The organism is Streptomyces sp. KL116D (genome assembly GCF_030766975.1).
GTDB classification, from domain to species: domain Bacteria; phylum Actinomycetota; class Actinomycetes; order Streptomycetales; family Streptomycetaceae; genus Streptomyces; species Streptomyces longispororuber_A.
On the sequence record NZ_JASERH010000026.1, the window covers coordinates 1 to 15853 of the forward strand.

At 72.4% G+C, this 15853-nt stretch carries 13 protein-coding genes, 1 tRNA gene and 1 pseudogene; 4 read left to right on the plus strand and 11 right to left on the minus strand.

Translation table 11 applies throughout. From position 1 onward, the window contains the following. Positions 1–1536, plus strand: a pseudogene (locus RBJ77_RS07855) (hypothetical protein); the annotation flags it as partial. Between the two features lie 94 nt (positions 1537–1630). On the opposite strand, the gene RBJ77_RS07860 reads toward RBJ77_RS07855, so the two are convergent. The 9 genes from RBJ77_RS07860 to RBJ77_RS07900 all read right to left on the minus strand — a co-directional run bounded on the left by RBJ77_RS07860 (position 1631) and on the right by RBJ77_RS07900 (position 10874). Beyond that, complete coding sequence (locus tag RBJ77_RS07860) at positions 1631–3277, minus strand: long-chain fatty acid--CoA ligase (protein ID WP_255981035.1); 1647 nt, start codon at positions 3275–3277, stop codon at positions 1631–1633. Positions 3278–3454: 177 nt separating this feature from the next. Then, complete coding sequence (locus RBJ77_RS07865) at positions 3455–4018, minus strand: SigE family RNA polymerase sigma factor (protein WP_372344276.1); 564 nt, start codon at positions 4016–4018, stop codon at positions 3455–3457. Between the two features lie 413 nt (positions 4019–4431). Next, a complete protein-coding gene (locus RBJ77_RS07870; RefSeq protein WP_372344277.1) occupies positions 4432–5385 on the minus strand; it encodes a DUF1906 domain-containing protein in 954 nt (317 codons plus the stop codon). Between the two features lie 52 nt (positions 5386–5437). Then, complete coding sequence (locus RBJ77_RS07875) at positions 5438–6604, minus strand: lipid-transfer protein (RefSeq protein ID WP_372344278.1); 1167 nt, start codon at positions 6602–6604, stop codon at positions 5438–5440. After that, positions 6601–7083, minus strand: a complete 483-nt coding sequence (locus RBJ77_RS07880) for a MaoC family dehydratase (protein WP_372344279.1) — start codon at positions 7081–7083, stop codon at positions 6601–6603. The genes RBJ77_RS07875 and RBJ77_RS07880 overlap by 4 nt, the downstream gene beginning before the upstream one ends. Then, positions 7080–8207 carry an acyl-CoA dehydrogenase family protein gene (locus tag RBJ77_RS07885; RefSeq protein WP_372344280.1) on the minus strand — a complete coding sequence of 376 codons (1128 nt, stop codon included), beginning with the start codon at positions 8205–8207 and terminating at the stop codon, positions 7080–7082. The genes RBJ77_RS07880 and RBJ77_RS07885 overlap by 4 nt, the downstream gene beginning before the upstream one ends. 1 nt (position 8208) lies before the next feature. Further along, the gene (locus RBJ77_RS07890; RefSeq protein ID WP_372344281.1) at positions 8209–9183 is read right to left on the minus strand and encodes a bifunctional MaoC family dehydratase N-terminal/OB-fold nucleic acid binding domain-containing protein; all 975 of its coding nucleotides are present in this window, start codon (positions 9181–9183) and stop codon (positions 8209–8211) included. After that, on the minus strand, positions 9180–10376 hold the full coding sequence (locus RBJ77_RS07895) for an acyl-CoA dehydrogenase family protein (protein ID WP_372344282.1): 1197 nt from the start codon (positions 10374–10376) through the stop codon (positions 9180–9182). Before RBJ77_RS07895 ends, RBJ77_RS07890 begins: the two co-directional genes overlap by 4 nt. A gap of 186 nt (positions 10377–10562) precedes the next feature. Further along, complete coding sequence (locus RBJ77_RS07900; RefSeq protein WP_255981033.1) at positions 10563–10874, minus strand: hypothetical protein; 312 nt, start codon at positions 10872–10874, stop codon at positions 10563–10565. Between the two features lie 367 nt (positions 10875–11241). Between RBJ77_RS07900 and RBJ77_RS07905 the strand changes: the two genes are divergently transcribed. Then, a complete protein-coding gene (locus RBJ77_RS07905) occupies positions 11242–12144 on the plus strand; it encodes a bifunctional DNA primase/polymerase (RefSeq protein WP_372344283.1) in 903 nt (300 codons plus the stop codon). 160 nt (positions 12145–12304) lie between these two features. Here the strand turns inward: RBJ77_RS07905 and RBJ77_RS07910 are convergent. Further along, positions 12305–12389: transfer RNA gene (locus RBJ77_RS07910), tRNA-Ser, on the minus strand. A 73-nt stretch (positions 12390–12462) separates the two neighbouring features. After that, positions 12463–13932 carry a S1C family serine protease gene (locus RBJ77_RS07915; protein ID WP_372344284.1) on the minus strand — a complete coding sequence of 490 codons (1470 nt, stop codon included), beginning with the start codon at positions 13930–13932 and terminating at the stop codon, positions 12463–12465. Between the two features lie 308 nt (positions 13933–14240). Between RBJ77_RS07915 and RBJ77_RS07920 the strand changes: the two genes are divergently transcribed. Further along, a complete protein-coding gene (locus RBJ77_RS07920; protein WP_372344285.1) occupies positions 14241–15044 on the plus strand; it encodes a glycerophosphodiester phosphodiesterase in 804 nt (267 codons plus the stop codon). Between the two features lie 71 nt (positions 15045–15115). After that, the gene (locus RBJ77_RS07925; protein ID WP_372344388.1) at positions 15116–15754 is read left to right on the plus strand and encodes an ATP-binding protein; all 639 of its coding nucleotides are present in this window, start codon (positions 15116–15118) and stop codon (positions 15752–15754) included. The last annotated feature ends 99 nt before the right edge of the window (positions 15755–15853 follow it).

The window sequence follows — 15853 nt, forward strand, 5'->3', positions numbered from 1 at the left end:
CAGGACCTCGCGCAGGACGTGCCGACGGAGGCCGTTGCGGACGCGGGTGAGACGTCGCAGCACGAGGGCGCCGAGCGGCACCCGGCGGACGACCACACGCCGCCGCAGCCGCACCCGGCCCAGAGCACGCCTCCGCAGGGCACCCCGGCCGGGGGCACCCGCGCCGTGCTGCCGCCGGAGAGCGCGCCGCGACCGGCGGCGGCCGCCCAGCCGCTGCCCGCCGAAGCGCCGCAGAACCCGTCCGGTGACACGCATTCGACCCAGGGCCGCGCCTTCAGCGTGCGGACACTGGGGCAGGGCGTGCCGTTCGGGCGGCAGATCGCCGAGCAACAGCGGTCGCCCGGGCAGCCCGCGGCGCAGCCGCCCGCCCGGCCCGGGGCCACGCCGCCGCAGGGTGTGCCGCAGGCGCCCGAGGGCCAGACGAACGGCGGTTCGGGGCGGCGGCGCAAGCTGTCGACCCGGCAGGAGCCGTCGGAGGCCGCGGCCACGGACACCCCGGCGCAGGGCAGCACCCCGGCCCGCGGCACGACCCCCGCCCGGGGCACCACCCCGGCTCGCGGCACCACCCCGGCCCGCGGCACCACCCCGGCTCGCGGCACCACCCCCTCGCAGGGAACCGCCCGGCCGCATCCGCAGCAGCAGGCCGCGCCGCAGCCGCCGTTGCTGGCGTCGAACGCGTCGGAGGGCAGCGGCCGCTCCTACGCGATCGGGGCACCCGACCAGAACGCCGACGAGGGCCCCGAGCCGCTCGACGGTCCGGGCGGAGCGGTCGAGGTCGCCAACCGGCCCCAGCCGCAGCCGATGGACGACGAACTGCCGCCCGAGCCGCTCGACAACCCGCGCCGGCTGCTCGTCTGGCCCGCGCCGGACGTGACGACGCAGCAGGCGCTGAGCGACCGTGGCTACCGTCCGGTGACCGTGCACTCCCGCGAGGAGGTCGACGCGCAGATCGCGGCGTTCCCGGCCGCGCTGTTCGTGGACCCGCTGACCGGGCCGATCACCCGGACCGCACTGCAGTCCCTGCGGACCGCCGCGGTCGCCGCCGAGGTGCCGGTCCTGGTGACCGCGGGCCTGGGACAGGCGACGCGCGAGGCCGCGTACGGGGCCGACCCGGCCGTGCTGCTGAAGGCGCTCGCCCCGCGGGACAGCGAGCAGCACCCGCCGCGCGTGCTGCTCATCGAGGAGCACGAGGAGATCGCGCTCGCGCTGACCGCGACCCTGGAGCGGCGCGGGATGCAGGTCGCACGGGCCGCGAGCGACGCGGACGCGGTGACCCTCGCGGCGCAGATGCGGCCGAACCTGGTCGTGATGGATCTGCTCCAGGTGCGCCGCCGCCGCGCGGGCATCATCGACTGGCTGCGTGCCAACGGCCAGTTGAACCGCACGCCGCTCGTCGTCTACACCGCCGCCGTCGAGCACGCCGACCTGCCGCGGCTCGCGGCGGGGGAGACGGTGCTGTTCCTGGCGGAGCGCTCGACGAGCGCGGAGGTGCAGGGCCGGATCGTGGATCTGCTCGCGAAGATCGGTACGAACTGATCGGTACGAACTGATCGGTACGAACTGAACGAAGGGGGCGGCCTGTTGAGGCCGCCCCCTGTTTCACGTGAAACCGCCCCGTGGGGCGCCGTGCTCAGAGCTGGGTGACGTCCAGGTCACCGTCCGCGTACTGCTTGCGCAGCACCTTCTTGTCGAACTTGCCGACGCTGGTCTTCGGGACCGCGGGGACGATCGTCCAGCGCTCGGGCAGCTGCCACTTGGCGACCTTCTCGGCGAGGAAGTCGCGCAGCGTCTCGAAGTCGGCGCTCGAACCCTCCTTCAGCACGACGGTGGCGAGCGGGCGCTCGCCCCACTTGTCGTCGGGGACGGCGACGACGGCGGCCTCGGCGACGTCCGGGTGCGACATCAGCGCGTTCTCCAGGTCGACGCTGGAGATCCACTCGCCGCCGGACTTGATGACGTCCTTGGCGCGGTCGGTGAGGGTGAGGAAGCCGTCGGGGCTGATCGTGCCGACGTCGCCGGTCTTCAGCCAGCCGTCCTCGCTGAACTTGTCCTCGGGGCGCAGCGGTTCACCGTCCGCGTCGGCGCCTCCGTAGTACGCGCCCGCGATCCAGTTGCCCCGCACCTCCAGCTCGCCCGCGGACTTGCCGTCCCAGGGCAACTGCTCGCCGCCGGGGCCGGTCAGGCGCGCCTCGACGCCCGCCGGGAAACGGCCCTGCGTGAGCCGGTACGCGAACTCCTCGTCGCTGCCCGGCTCGACGTGGGCCGGCGGGCGGGCGACGGTGCCGAGCGGGGACGTCTCGGTCATGCCCCAGGCGTGGCAGACCCGCATCCCGAGGTCGTCGAACGCCTTCATGAGCGACGGCGGGCAGGCCGAGCCGCCGATGGTGACCTGGGTGAGGGTGGAGACGTCGCGCGGCCTCGCGGTGAGCTCGGCGAGCAGGCCCTGCCAGATGGTGGGGACCGCGGCGGCGTGCGTGGGGCGCTCGGACTCGATCATCGCGGCGAGCGGAGCGGGCTGCAGGAAGCGGTCCGGCATCAGCATGTTCACGCCGGTCATGAACGTGGCGTGCGGCAGGCCCCACGCGTTGACGTGGAACTGCGGCACGACGACGAGCGAGGTGTCGGCGTCCGTCAGACCCATCGACTGCGTCATGTTGACCTGCATGGAGTGCAGGTAGATGGAACGGTGCGAGTAGACGACGCCCTTGGGGTCACCGGTGGTGCCGGAGGTGTAGCACATGGCGGCGGCCTGGCGTTCGTCCAGCTCGGGCCAGTCGTACGTGGTCGGCTTCCCCGCGATGAGGTCCTCGTACTCGTGGACCTGCGGCCGCGCCCCGTCGAGCAGGGAACGGTCGCCGGGCCCGGACACCACGAGGTGCTCGACCGTCTCCAGGCCGGGCAGCAGCGGCGCGAGCAGCGGGAGCAGGGAGCCGTTGACGATGATCACGCGGTCGGCGGCGTGGCGCACGATCCACGTCAGCTGCTCCGCGGGAAGGCGGAGGTTGAGCGTGTGCAGCACGGCGCCCATGGCGGGCGCGGCGAAGTAGGCCTCGACGTGCTCCGCGTTGTTCCACATGAGCGTCGCCACGCGGTCGTCGCCCCGGATGCCGAGGTCGTCGTGGAGCGCGTGCGCGAGCTGGGCCACGCGGGCCCCCGTCTCGGCGAACGTACGGCGGTGCGGATCGCCCTCGCCCGTCCACGTGGTGATCTGCGAAGTGCCGTGCACACGCACCCCGTGATCGAGGATGCGGGTCACGGTCAGCGGTACGTCCTGCATCGTGCTCAGCACGGCGTCCTCCCGGTGGGCGCTACGGAGCAGTAAGGTTCCGCCGATTCTCACCGCATACCGCGTGGTATGTCACTACTCCCGGGAATGATCGATCAACCGGTTCACCCACTTCGTCCCTGGCCGGAGGCCGATCGGCCGCTTGACGGGACGGGTGTGGGGCCCGGCTCAGTCGTGCACGGGCCGCAGTTCCGGGTCCTCGCGCAGCTTGCCGAGCGCCCGCGACACGGCGCTCTTCACGGTGCCGATGGACACCCCCAGCACCTCGGCCGTCTGGGCCTCGCTGAGATCCTCGTAGTACCGCAGCACGACCATCGCCCGCTGCCGCGCGGGCAGCTTCATGATGGCGCGCCACATGGCGTCGTGCAGCGCCTGCTGCTCGGCCGGGTCCCCGGCGGGCAGGGCGGGCGGCTCCGGCAGCTCGTCGCAGACGAACTCGTCGACCTTGCGCTTGCGCCACTGCGAGGTCCGCGTGTTCAGCAGGGCCCTGCGCACATAGCCGTCGAGCGCCCGGTGGTCCTCGATCCGGTCCCACGCGACATACGTCTTCGTGAGCGCGGTCTGCAGCAGGTCCTCCGCATCGCACGGGTTCGCGGTCAGCGACCGGGCGGTACGCAGCAGCACGGGCTGGCGCGCCCGGACGTACGACGCGAAGGACGGGTACGTCCTCGTGGCCGTCCGCGTCGCGGCCTCGGATGCGCCGGTGCAGACAGGCGCCAGGGTTGCGGTCATGACTCCACGCTATGAGCGACCCCCGTCACTACGGATCGGCCGGAGGTCCCGAAGCGGCGTCCGCCTCAGGTTGTAGGCGGGGTGGTAACCCCACCTCCTGAAGGTGGAGGGCGGGATGAGGACCCCTGAGGGTTCATCCCTGAGAGCCGTCCCACGGAGGTGCGCCCGGGGGAGTGCCGCCGGGGTCCCGCCGCCTCCCCACGGCGCCCCCACGGCGTCCCCGGTGTCCCCGCCGGGTGCCTGCCCGATGCCCGCCGGGTCCCCGCCCGATGCCCGCCGCCGGATACCCGGCCGCACACCGCCGGATACCCGGCGCACGCCGCCGGGTATCCGCCGGAAGCCGCACATCGTCAGGTGCCGCACACCGCCGGGTGCCGCACGCACGCCTGCCGTACCCCCACCCCACCAGCCGCTCAGCCGATCCGGGCCACCGGCGCGTGCACCAGGTTCCGGTCGATCACCAGCGTGCGGCCGCCGTGCCGCTCCTTCACGTTCCCCGCGTACTGGTGGATCCGCCGCTCCGGGCGCCAGGCGACCCGTCTCAGCGCGGGCTCCCGGTACAGATGGGGCCGCGTGTGCCAGCGCGCGAACCAGATCACCGCCGGCAGGTCCCGCACCCCCGCCCGCCGGGCCTCCTCCATGTGCCGCACCCCCGACTCCGCACTGCTGTAGAAACCGGGGACGTACCCCCGCCTGTGCACCTCTCTGTCCCATCCCCGCACGAACGCCAACGTCGTCCGCGCACACCCTCCCTTCCGATAGCGGTACGCCTCCATGTCGAGGTAGAGCGGACTGTGCGACCGGATGCCGAGGCGCGCGGCCCGGCGCACCGCGTCCTTCCCCTCCCGCACCCCCTGGCGCCACGGATGGCGTCCGATCCGCACCTCCTTCTTCTGCCGCGCGACGACACAGGGCGACTGCGATCCCACGTACACGGGCAGCACCCGCCAGCCCATCCGGTTCACCGCCCGCGTCCAGGCCCGGTTCAGCCCCTTCTGGTGCGGGCAGGCCCGACCGCGGCCGCCGTAGTAGACGCCGACCGCCTGGTAGGCCGACTTCCGCCAGCGCCGCATGGTGTCCCGGGGCGGCACCATGCAGGTGTCGAACGCCCAGCCACGGAAAGTCCGCACGCTCGCGCCCCACGGCGCGGACCCCGCCCCGGGCGGGGTCCTCGGAGTGACGACGGGCGCGGCCTCGGGAGTCGCGACGGAACCGGACGAGACGGGATCGGCAGCGGCGGGATCGGCAGCGACGGGATCGGCAGCGACGGCCGACGGACGCGCCGCAGCGTCCATCGCCGACGACGGCAGCGCGCCCGCCCCCAGCAGGAGCAGCACAAGTCCCATGATCAGCTTTTGCCGGTGCATGGGCCGAGTGAAGGGTCCTGCGTCGCCCACGGACCGCGGACACGCGCCCCGTTCAGCCGTCCGACCCCAGAATCAGACCCGATGTGGGGACCCCGGTGCCCGCGGTGACCAACGCCGTGGCCGCCCCGGGCATCTGGTTCACCGCGGTGCCCCGCAACTGCCGGACAGCCTCCGCTATCCCGTTCATCCCGTGCAGATACGCCTCCCCCAGCTGTCCCCCGTGGGTGTTGAGCGGCAGCCGCTCCTCGGCGACGAACCCGGCGGCCTCGCCGGGCGCGCAGAACCCGAACTCCTCCAGCTGCATCAGCACGAACGGCGTGAAGTGGTCGTAGAGGATCCCGACGTCTATCTCCTCCGGCCCGATCCCGGCTGTCCGCCACAACTGCCGTGCCACGACGCTCATTTCGGGCAGCCCCGTCAGATCGTCCCGGTAGAAGCTGGTCATCTGCTCCTGCGCCCGGCCCGCCCCCTGGGCCGCCGCCGCGATCACGGCGGGCGGGTGCCGCAGGTCGCGAGCCCGCTCGACGCTCGTGACGACGATCGCCTGCCCGCCGTCCGTCTCCTGGCAGCAGTCGAGCAGCCGCAGCGGCTCGACGATCCAGCGCGACGCCGCGTGGTCGGCGAGAGTGATCGGCTTGCCGTGGAAGTACGCGGCCGGGTTCGTCGCCGCGTACTTGCGGTCCAGCACGGCGACGTGACCGAACGCCTCGGGCGTCAGCCCGTACGCGTGCAGGTACCGCTGCGCGGCCATCGCCACCCAGGATGCGGGGGTGAGCAGTCCGAACGGCAGGTTCCAGCCGAGGGCCGCGCCCTCCGCCGAGGCTTCCCTGTGCTGCACCCCGGAGCCGAACCGCCTGCCCGACCGCTCGTTGAACGCGCGGTAGCAGACCACCACGTCGGCCACCCCGGCGGCCACCGCGAGGGCCGCCTGCTGCACGGTGCCGCAGGCCGCGCCGCCGCCGTAGTGCACCCGGGAGAAGAAGGAGAGCTCCCCCATCCCGGCGGCCTGCGCGACGGTGATCTCCGGGTTGGTGTCCATGGTGAAGGTGACCATGCCGTCGACGTCGGCGGGGGACAGGCCCGCGTCGTCGAGCGCCGCGTGCACCGCCTCCACCGCCAGCTTCAGCTCGCTGCGGCCGGAGTCCTTGGAGAACTCGGTGGCGCCGATGCCGGCGATCGCCGCCCTGCCCCCCAGCCGGTCCTTCGTCCGCACACTCATGACGGGCTCCCCTCCTCGGAGACGGCGGGAACGGCGGGGGCAGCGGCGACGGCGGCGTCTGCGGCGACGGCGGGGACGGCCAAGACAGCCGGGACGGTGACGGTCACCGTGCCGGTGACATGGCTCCCGATCCCGTTCTTCCCGATCACCCTGACCTGCGCCGTGTCACCGTCGTCCCCGGACTCCACCTCGGTCACCTCGCCGGTCAACACCATGGTGTCCCCCGGGTAGTTGGGCGCACCGAGTCGTATCGCGACCCTGCGCAGCACCGCCGTCGGGCCGAAGTGGTCGGTGATGTAGCGGCCCACCAGTCCGTTCGTCGTCAGGATGTTCATGAAGATGTCGGGGGAGCCCTTCTCCCGGGCCAACTCCGCGTCGTGGTGCACGTCCTGGTAGTCGCGGGACGCGATCGCCCCGGCGACGATCAGGGTCCGGGTCACCGGTACCTCCAACGGTGGCAGCACCTCACCCACCTTCATGCCGACTCGCCTCCCTCGTCCGTGCCGACGGCGAGCAACTCGCCCAGTTCTTCGAGGACTTCGCTGCCGCAGCCCAGGTATCCGTCGAGCTGCCGGCCCCACAGGAAGTGCCGGTGCACCGGATGGTCCAGGTCGGCGCCCATGCCGCCGTGCAGGTGCTGACCGGCATGGACGACGCGCTTGCCGCCCTCCGACGCCCACCAGGCCGCAGTCAGCGCATGGCTGCGGTGGCCGAGCCCCGCGTCGCGGCGCCAGGCCGCCTCGTACGCGGTGACCCGGATGGCCTCCACGTCCATATGGGCTTCCGCGGCGCGCAGTTGCACTCCTTGCTTGGCCGCGAGCGGGCGGCCGAACTGCTCCCGCTGGTTCGTGTACTCCACGGCCCTGGCGAGCGATCCCGCGCAGACCCCGGCCTGCAGTCCGGCGAACGCGGTCCTGGCCGCCGCCAGCACCTCGTCGTACGCCTCCGGCCCGCCGATCCGCTCGGCCGGCGTCCCGTCGAGCACGAGGCGCCCCGCGGACCAGGGCGCCGTCAGCTCGACCGGCTCGCACCGGGCGTCGTCCGCCGAAACAATCCACAGGCTGTGGGTAACTTTTCCGGTCCGGCACGTCCCCGCGTCGCCGACCCCGGCGGCGTCGCCCGGCCCCGCGGGCTCCCGCACCGCCACCAGCACGTGGGTCGCGTCCCGCAGCCACGGCACCCACGGCACGGCCCCGCTCAGCCGCGCCCGGCCGGCCCCCGCGTCGGCGGGCGTGATCACGATGCCACCACGCCCCGGGAACGCCCCCGTCGCCACGGCGGAGCCGTCCCGCAACCCGGGGAGCAGTCGCTCCCGCTGCTCGTCCGTGCCGTGCGCCGCCACCGCGAGGAGCCCGAAGACACAGCTCGCCGCGAACGGCACCTGGGCCGTCGTCCTGCCCTGCTCCTCCAGCATCAGCACGAGCCCGAGCAACCCGGTCTCCTCCACGGCCCCGGCGAGCCCCGCGCCACCGAGCGCCTTCCACAACTCGCCGTCCGTGCCGCCGCCGAGAGCGGCCAGCCGCTCCGGCGTGGAGAGGTCGCCGAAGATCCGCGCGGCCAGCTCCCGTGCCGCCTCCTGCTCCGGGGTGGGGGTGAAGTCCATGTCACACCTCACCTCCCTCGACGGCCCGGAACACGGGCAGCTCCAACTCCTCGTCCACCCGCAGGAATTCGAGCCGCACCGGCATCCCGATCCGCACCTTGTCGCAGGGCACCCCCACGACGTTGCTCACGATGCGCACGCCCTCCGCGAGCTCGACCAGACCCACCGCGTACGGCGGATCGAAGGCCGGGAACGGCGGATGGTGCATGACCACGTACGAGAACACGGTGCCCTCGCCGCTCGCCTCGACCGTGTCCCACTCCTGCCCCCCGCACCCGTTGCACCCCGGCAGCCAGGGGAAGCGCAGGGTCCGGCAGCCGCCGCAGCGCTGGAGGAGCAGCCGGTGCTCGGCGACTCCGGCCCAGAATCCGGCGTTGTCCCGGTTCACGACGGGGCGTGGGCGGAGCTTCTTCTTCGCGTCGTCGGGCCGGGCCGGACCACGTGCGGCCGGCGTGTACTTGAGGATCCGGAACCGGTGCGTACCGGCGAGCTCGCCGCCCGCCCGCACGTCCATCCGCGTCGTGACGAAGTGCCCGGTCCCCAGCTTCGTCGTCTTCAGCGGGGACACCGATTCGATGACCGCGTCGAACGTGACGGCGTCCCCCGGCCGCAGCGGGCGCAGGTACTCCTGCTCGCAGTCGGTGGCGACGACCGACGTGTATCCGGCGGCGTCCAGCAGGCCGAGCAGGTCGTCGAAGGCCGCCGAGCGCCCCTCGTTCCCCGACAGGCCCCCCATCGTCCAGGCCTGCAGCATCGTCGGCGGCGCGATGGCGTCCGGGCCCTCGTACGCCGGGTTCGTGTCGCCCATGGCCTCGCACCAGTGCCGGATCATCGCCTCGTTGACCCGGTCCTTGCCCTCGGCCGCGGTGGCCGCCACCCGGCCCTCGAAGGTCCGCAGGTCTTCGTGATCCAGCGCCCCCCGACCGACAGCCTCCGCCGCCTGCCCGCGCTCCCGCCCGGTCGTCCCCACGCTCATCGCCTCCCCCGCTTCATCCCGAGCCGCATCGTGGCCACGATCTCCCGCTGCACCTCGCTGACCCCGCCGCCGAACGTGTTGATCTGCGCCGCCCGGTTCATCCGCTCCAACTCCCCGTCCCCCACGGCGATCTCGCCGTCCCCGGCTCCGAACGCCCCGGGCGATCCGGCCCGCACCCACCCGGCCTCGCCCGCGATCTGCTGACACATTCGATACACCTCGACCGCCGATTCGGTTCCCACGAACTTCACGCCGCTGGCGTCGCCCGGGGCCAGCCGGCCCGCCCCCACATCCCCCACCAAACGCCAGTTGAGCAGGCGCGTAGCCGCCAGCCGGGCATGCGCCTCGGCCAGTCCGGAACGGACCCACGGAGCGTCAATCCGCCGCTCGCCCGTCACCTGATCGGGTGTACGCGCCGCGGCGAGGACCCGGGCGTAGAAGTCCTCGGCCTGCATCCCGATCGCGGCGAGGGCGACCCGCTCGTGGTTGAGCTGGTTGGTGATCAGGCCCCAGCCGCCGTTCTCCTCGCCGACGAGGTTCGAGGCGGGGACGCGGATCCCGTCGTAGTACGTGGCCGTCGTCGTCAGGCCGCCGACGGTCTCGATGGGCGTCCACGAGAAACCGGGGGCGTCGGTCGGCACGAGCACGATCGAGATGCCCTGGTGCTTGGGGGCCTCGGCGTCCGTGCGGCAGGCGAGCCAGATCCAGTCGGCGTTCTGCGCGTTCGACGTGAAGACCTTCTGGCCGTCGATCAGCCAGTCGCCGCCCGCCCCGTCCCGCACGGCCCGCGTCCGCAGCGAGGCCAGGTCGGTGCCCGCCGACGGTTCGCTGTAGCCGATCGCGAAGACCAGGTCGCCGCTGAGGATCCGCGGCAGGAAGTAGGCCTTCTGCTCCTCGGTGCCGTACTTCATCAGCGTCGGGCCGACCGTGTTGAGCGTGACCATGGAGACCGGGGCGCCCGCTCGGTACGCCTCGTCGAAGAACACGAACTGCTCGTCGGGGCCGCGCCCCTGTCCGCCGTACTCCTCGGGCCAGCCGAGCCCGAGCAGCCCCTCGGCCCCGATGCGACGCAGCACCCTGCGCTGGCCGGCGAGGTCGTCGGCGGCGGGCGGGCCGTCCGGCATCAACGTACGGAAGCGTTCGCGCAGTTGGGCACGGAGCGCACGCTGGCGCTCGGTGGGGGCGAGGTGCACGGCGGCGGCCCTCCCGGGGACCTCGTACGAACAAGGGTTTCTGACTGTCCGTCAGATACCGTGCGGAGTCAAGGGATCGGCCGTACCGCGCGGAACGCGAAAACGCCTGCGCGGCGGTGCCGAAGCACCGCCGCGCAGACGGTCACTCACCCCAGGTGGAACCCCCGTCGAACAGGAGCCGGAGGGCTACCAGAGCTCGGTGAAGTTCACCGCGATGTTCTCGTTGGACTGGTCGATCGCCGTGAAGGCGGAGCCGTTCACCTGCGCGGTGTTGCTCTGGTTCGAGGCGCCGTTGCCGACGGCCTGCTGCTGCGTGGTGGACGAGTTGCCGTTGTTGTCGTGGCCGACACCACTGCCGCTGACGGTCGCCACCCCCGCGTTCGATCCGTTGTCCGCGAATGCGCCGTTGTCGGCCATCGCCACCCCGGAGAACAGGGCCGCGGCGAGCGGCAGGGCGGCGACAGCGGCGATGACGCGGGCAGTACGGATGGAAGCCATGTCTATTCCTCCAGAACAGGAAGTACGCACCGGGCACGGACGGAGTCCTCGGCCCGGGAAGTACGGGTTGCTCCAAGGCAGTTGGCCGACCGCCTCGGCGATGTTCACGACGTCGCGAGATCAGAGTTGCCCACCGAATCCCCGGCGAACCACCCCGGAAGCCGCCTTTCCCTCGCAAGCGTGAGGACATGTCGATAAACATGCTTCAGGTCCACAAAACCGCAGCTCAGCCCCGAATGGGGGTCTTCGGGTGATCACGGCCCAGTCCTCCCAAACGATGAAGCGTTTCGGCACATTTTTGGTAAATAGGCGCCCCGTTCGGCCCATCCCCCTTCCCTCTTTCGAACACTCGTACGAAAATGAAGGCATGGCCACCACCGACCGGCACCCAGCACGCCGCACCCCCGCCGTACCCGCCTCCTCCCTCGGGACCCTGGCCCTCGCGCACGCCTTGTCCGCTGCCGAGCGCGGGCTCGCCGTCATCCCGCTGTCCCGCACCAAGCTCCCCGCGCTGCCCTCCCCGCACCGCGACGACCCCCCGTCGGCCCCGCGCTGCCATGGCGAATGCGGACTCCCCGGCCACGGCGTGTACGACGCGACGACCGATCCGCGCCGCATCCGCGCGCTGTTCGCCGCCGCACCCAGGGCGACCGGGTACGGGATCGCGTGCGGCCTGCCGCCGCACCACCTCATCGGCATCGACCTCGACACCAAGTCCGGTACGGACTCCTCCGCCTCGCTGCGCGAGCTGGCCTTACGGCATCTCTTCACGATCCCGGACACGGTGGTCGTGGCCACGCCGAGCGGCGGCCGGCACGTGTGGCTGTCCGGACCGCCGGACGTCGTGGTGCCCAACTCCGCGGGCCGGCTCGCCCCCGGCATCGACATCCGCGGCGCGGGCGGCTACCTGGTGGGACCCGGGTCCCGCACCGAGCACGGCGTCTACAGCACCGTGCCCGGCACCGCGGGCCTCGCGCCCGCCCCCTGCCCCCCGGCGCTCCTGCGGCTGCTCACGCCCCCGCCGCGCGCGCACCACCCCGCCTCCGACCGGCCCGGCCAACACGGCTCGGGGCTCGTGCAGTTCGTCCTCGGCGCCCACGAGGGGCAGCGCAACACCCGCCTCTTCTGGGCGGCCTGCCGCGCCTACGAGAGCGGCATCGGCGAGAGCCTCGCCGACGAGCTGACGGACGCCGCGATCCGCACCGGCCTGACCGAGCGCGAGGCCCGGTCGACGATCGCGTCGGCGGCCCGCATGACGTCGCAGACGTAGCGGACCGCGCCGACCGCGCCTCCTCCGTAGGCAGCCGCTCCCGAGTGGCCACCTACGGAGACGCGGACGCGCGGACGCGACGCACAGACACGCAGACACGCAGACACGCAGACACGCGAACGGCCCCGACCAGAAGGCTGGTCGGGGCCGTTCGACTACGCGGTGGGTGTGGGATTTGAACCCACGGTGACTCGCGCCACGACGGTTTTCAAGACCGTTCCCTTAGGCCGCTCGGGCAACCCACCCCGCGCCACGGAAGCCGTACGGCTGCGATCCGATGCCGCGGGACCAGGGTAGCGGGTTCGGCGGCGGGGTCCGTCAGCTGTCGCCCTTGCGCTCGCCCAGGGTCACGTCGGTCGTGCGCTCCTTGCCGTCGCGGGTGTAGGTGAGCTTCACCGTGTCGCCCGGCTTGTGCGTCCAGATCTGCCCGATCAGCGTCGGGCCGGAGTCGATCACCGTGTCGTCGAGCTTCGTGATGACGTCGCCGGGCTTGAGGCCCGCCTTGGCCGCCGGACCGTTCGGCGTGACGGCCGCGGAGCCGCTCGCGCCCTGCTCGGTGATCTTCGCGCCGCCGGTGCCCTCCTCCAGGGAGACCGAGGCACCGATCACCGGGTAGACGGGCTCGCCGGTCCTGATCAGCTCCTGGGCGACCGTCTTGGCCTGGTTGATCGGGATGGCGAAGCCGAGACCGATCGAGCCTGCCTGGCCCGAGCCGCCCAGGCCACCGCTGGAGGCGGACTGGATGGCCGAGTTGATGCCGATCACGTTCCCGTTGCCGTCGAGGAGCGGGCCGCCGGAGTTGCCCGGGTTGATCGAGGCGTCGGTCTGCAGGGCGCTCATGTACGAGGCCTTGCTGCTGCCCGAGCCGTCGCTGGAGGCGACCGGACGGTCCTTCGCCGAGATGATGCCCGTGGTCACCGTGTTCGACAGGCCGAAGGGCGCGCCGATCGCGATCGTCGAGTCGCCGACGGCGACCTTGTCCGAGTCGCCGAGGGTGAGCGGCTGGAGGTTCTTCGGCGCGTTCTTGAGCTTGATGACGGCGACGTCGTAGCCCTGCGCGTGACCGATCACCTCGGCGTCGTACTTCTTGCCGTTCGAGAACGTCGCCGACAGCTTGCCGCCGTCGACGGCCTCCGCCACCACGTGGTTGTTGGTGAGGATGTGGCCTTCCTTGTCGTACACGAAGCCGGTACCGGTGCCACCCTCCCCGTCGTTGCCCTCGGCCTCGATGGTGACCGTGCTGGGCAGCGCCTTGGCGGCCACGCCCGCGACCGTGCCCGGGTCGCGCTTCAGGTCGGCCGGGTTCGAGGCGGAGACCGTCGTCGAGCCGGTGCCCGAGCCGTCGTTCCGCTCCGCCGCCCAGTAGCCGACGCCGCCGCCGACGATGCCCGCGATCAGCGCGGCCGCGATGATGCCGCCGACCAGACCGCCGCGCCGGCCGCCGGGCTTGGGCTGCGGCTGCTGGTAGGAGGCGCCCCACGACGAACCGCCGCCACCGCCCGACGCGTACGCCGGCACGGCCGGCGGCGCCGGGGGCGGCCACTCGCCGGCCGGAGCGGGCCCCGCGGGCCCGGCGGAACCGGGCGCCCCGTGCTCACCGGGGTGCGCGCCGGGCGCACTCTGGTGCGCGGCCGCCCCTCCGTGGGCCACCGTGTCGTACCCGGTGCCCTGGGGGGCCGACGGCGCGGGCCCGGCCGGAGCCGGTGCGGGAGCAGCGGGAGCGTCCACCGGCACGGGAGGTGCGGACGGTGCCGGGGGGACCGCAGTGCCCTCGTTCTCGGTGCTCACAGCTTTCTCTCCTCGATCCACGGCTGTCGTCGCCGGCTCGGTTGTATGACGCCCGGTCTTCCCCGGGCTGCTTCGATCCGCTTCGATCTCTACAGCGGGCCTCGGGGGGTCCGCGTCACCCGCCGTTCCGGCATGGTCCTGTCACGGTCCGGTTGTGCAGTTGTACGCGGTCAGCTTTTCCCACGCGGCGTCAGGGCACCATAAGACGTTCCTGTGCGTCCGAGGCCATCCTTTATGCCGGGCGAAACGGACGCATCCGCTAGGCCGAACTTTCTCGTCGGCCCGCCCCGCGGTGGCACCATGACGCGGTGACCCACGCACGACAGCAACGCATCCAGGTCATCGCCCACCGCGGTGCCTCACAGGACGCCCCCGAGCACACACTGGCCGCATACAAGAAGGCGATCGAGGACGGTGCCGATGCCCTCGAGTGCGACGTGCGGCTCACGGCGGACGGTCACCTCGTCTGCGTGCACGACCGTCGCGTCAACCGTACGTCGAACGGCCGCGGAGCGGTCTCGGCCCTGGAACTCGCGGATCTCGCCGCCCTCGACTTCGGCTCCTGGAAGGACCGCGAGGAGGGCCCGGACTGGGCGGGCGGCACGGGCGACACGTCGGTGCTGACCCTGGAGCGCCTCCTGGAACTGGTCGCCGACGCGGGCCGCCGGGTCGAGCTGGCCATCGAGACGAAACACCCCACGCGGTGGGCGGGCCAGGTCGAGGAGCGGCTGCTGCTCCTGCTCAAGCGGTTCGGCCTGGACGCCCCAGTACCGGACGAGCCCTCTCCTGTACGGGTGATGAGTTTTTCGGCGCGATCTTTGCTGCGCGTGCAGGAGGCGTCGCCGACGCTGCCGACGGTCTACCTGATGCAGTTCGTCTCGCCGCGCCACCGCGAGGGCCGTCTCCCCAGGGGCGTGCCGATCGCGGGTCCCGGCATCCGGATCGTGCGCAACCACCCGGCGTACATCGAGAAGCTCACGCGCGCGGGTCACCAGGTGCACGTCTGGACGGTGGACGAGCCGGAGGACGTGGACCTCTGCGTCCGCCTCGGCGTCGACGCCATCATCACCAACCGCCCCGCGGCTGTTCTGCGGCAACTCGGCAGGGGTTGAATCCGGTCACCTTTGCCCTGGGCGTCACAGGGAGTGCTCCGGCGCGTTCGGTCCGTATTCGATCGTTACGAGTGCGTCACCGAGCGTGGATTGGCCGGTTTCCGGTCCAGTCCATTGGGGCATTCACACCGTGGCGTGGGGCAAAGGAGGTCTCGGGGGTGGCGTTGGTGGTGGCACAGGAGGTGCCCGCGTCGTCGAGCATGGCCGTACCCCATGGCCCTGCGGGCGTGGGCGAAGCAAGACACCGGATGCGTGCGCAGCTGCGCAGCAGCGGTGTGTCGGAGACGGTCATCGACGATGCGGTTCTGATCCTTTCCGAACTGCTCAGCAATGCCTGCCGGCACGGCAGGCCGCTCGGTGAGGACTTGGCCGGCGACGGGGACGTACGGGCCGCGTGGCGGGTGGACGACCGCGGCTGTCTGACGGTCGAGGTCACGGACGGCGGCGGCCCGACCCGCCCGGTTCCGGCCACACCGTCGGTCACCGCGCACGGCGGCCGCGGGCTCAACATCATCACGGCGCTCGCGGACGACTGGGGCGTGCGGGACGACGCCCGCGGCGAGGTCACCGTCTGGGTGGTCGTGCACAAGGACGTGCACGCGGAGGCCGCCGCGCACCGCCGGGACGACTTCGCCACGCGCATCAGCGCGCCGGCGGTCACGGACCTCGCGGGCCTGGACTTCGCGGACGCCTTCGACGACCTGGGCTGAATCAGGCTCGTGGGCCGCCCACTTGGGCCGAATCCCACCCTTGTCAGTACGAGCGGCTAGGCTCGCGCCCGTACGTACGAGAGCCGTATCCGGGAGACA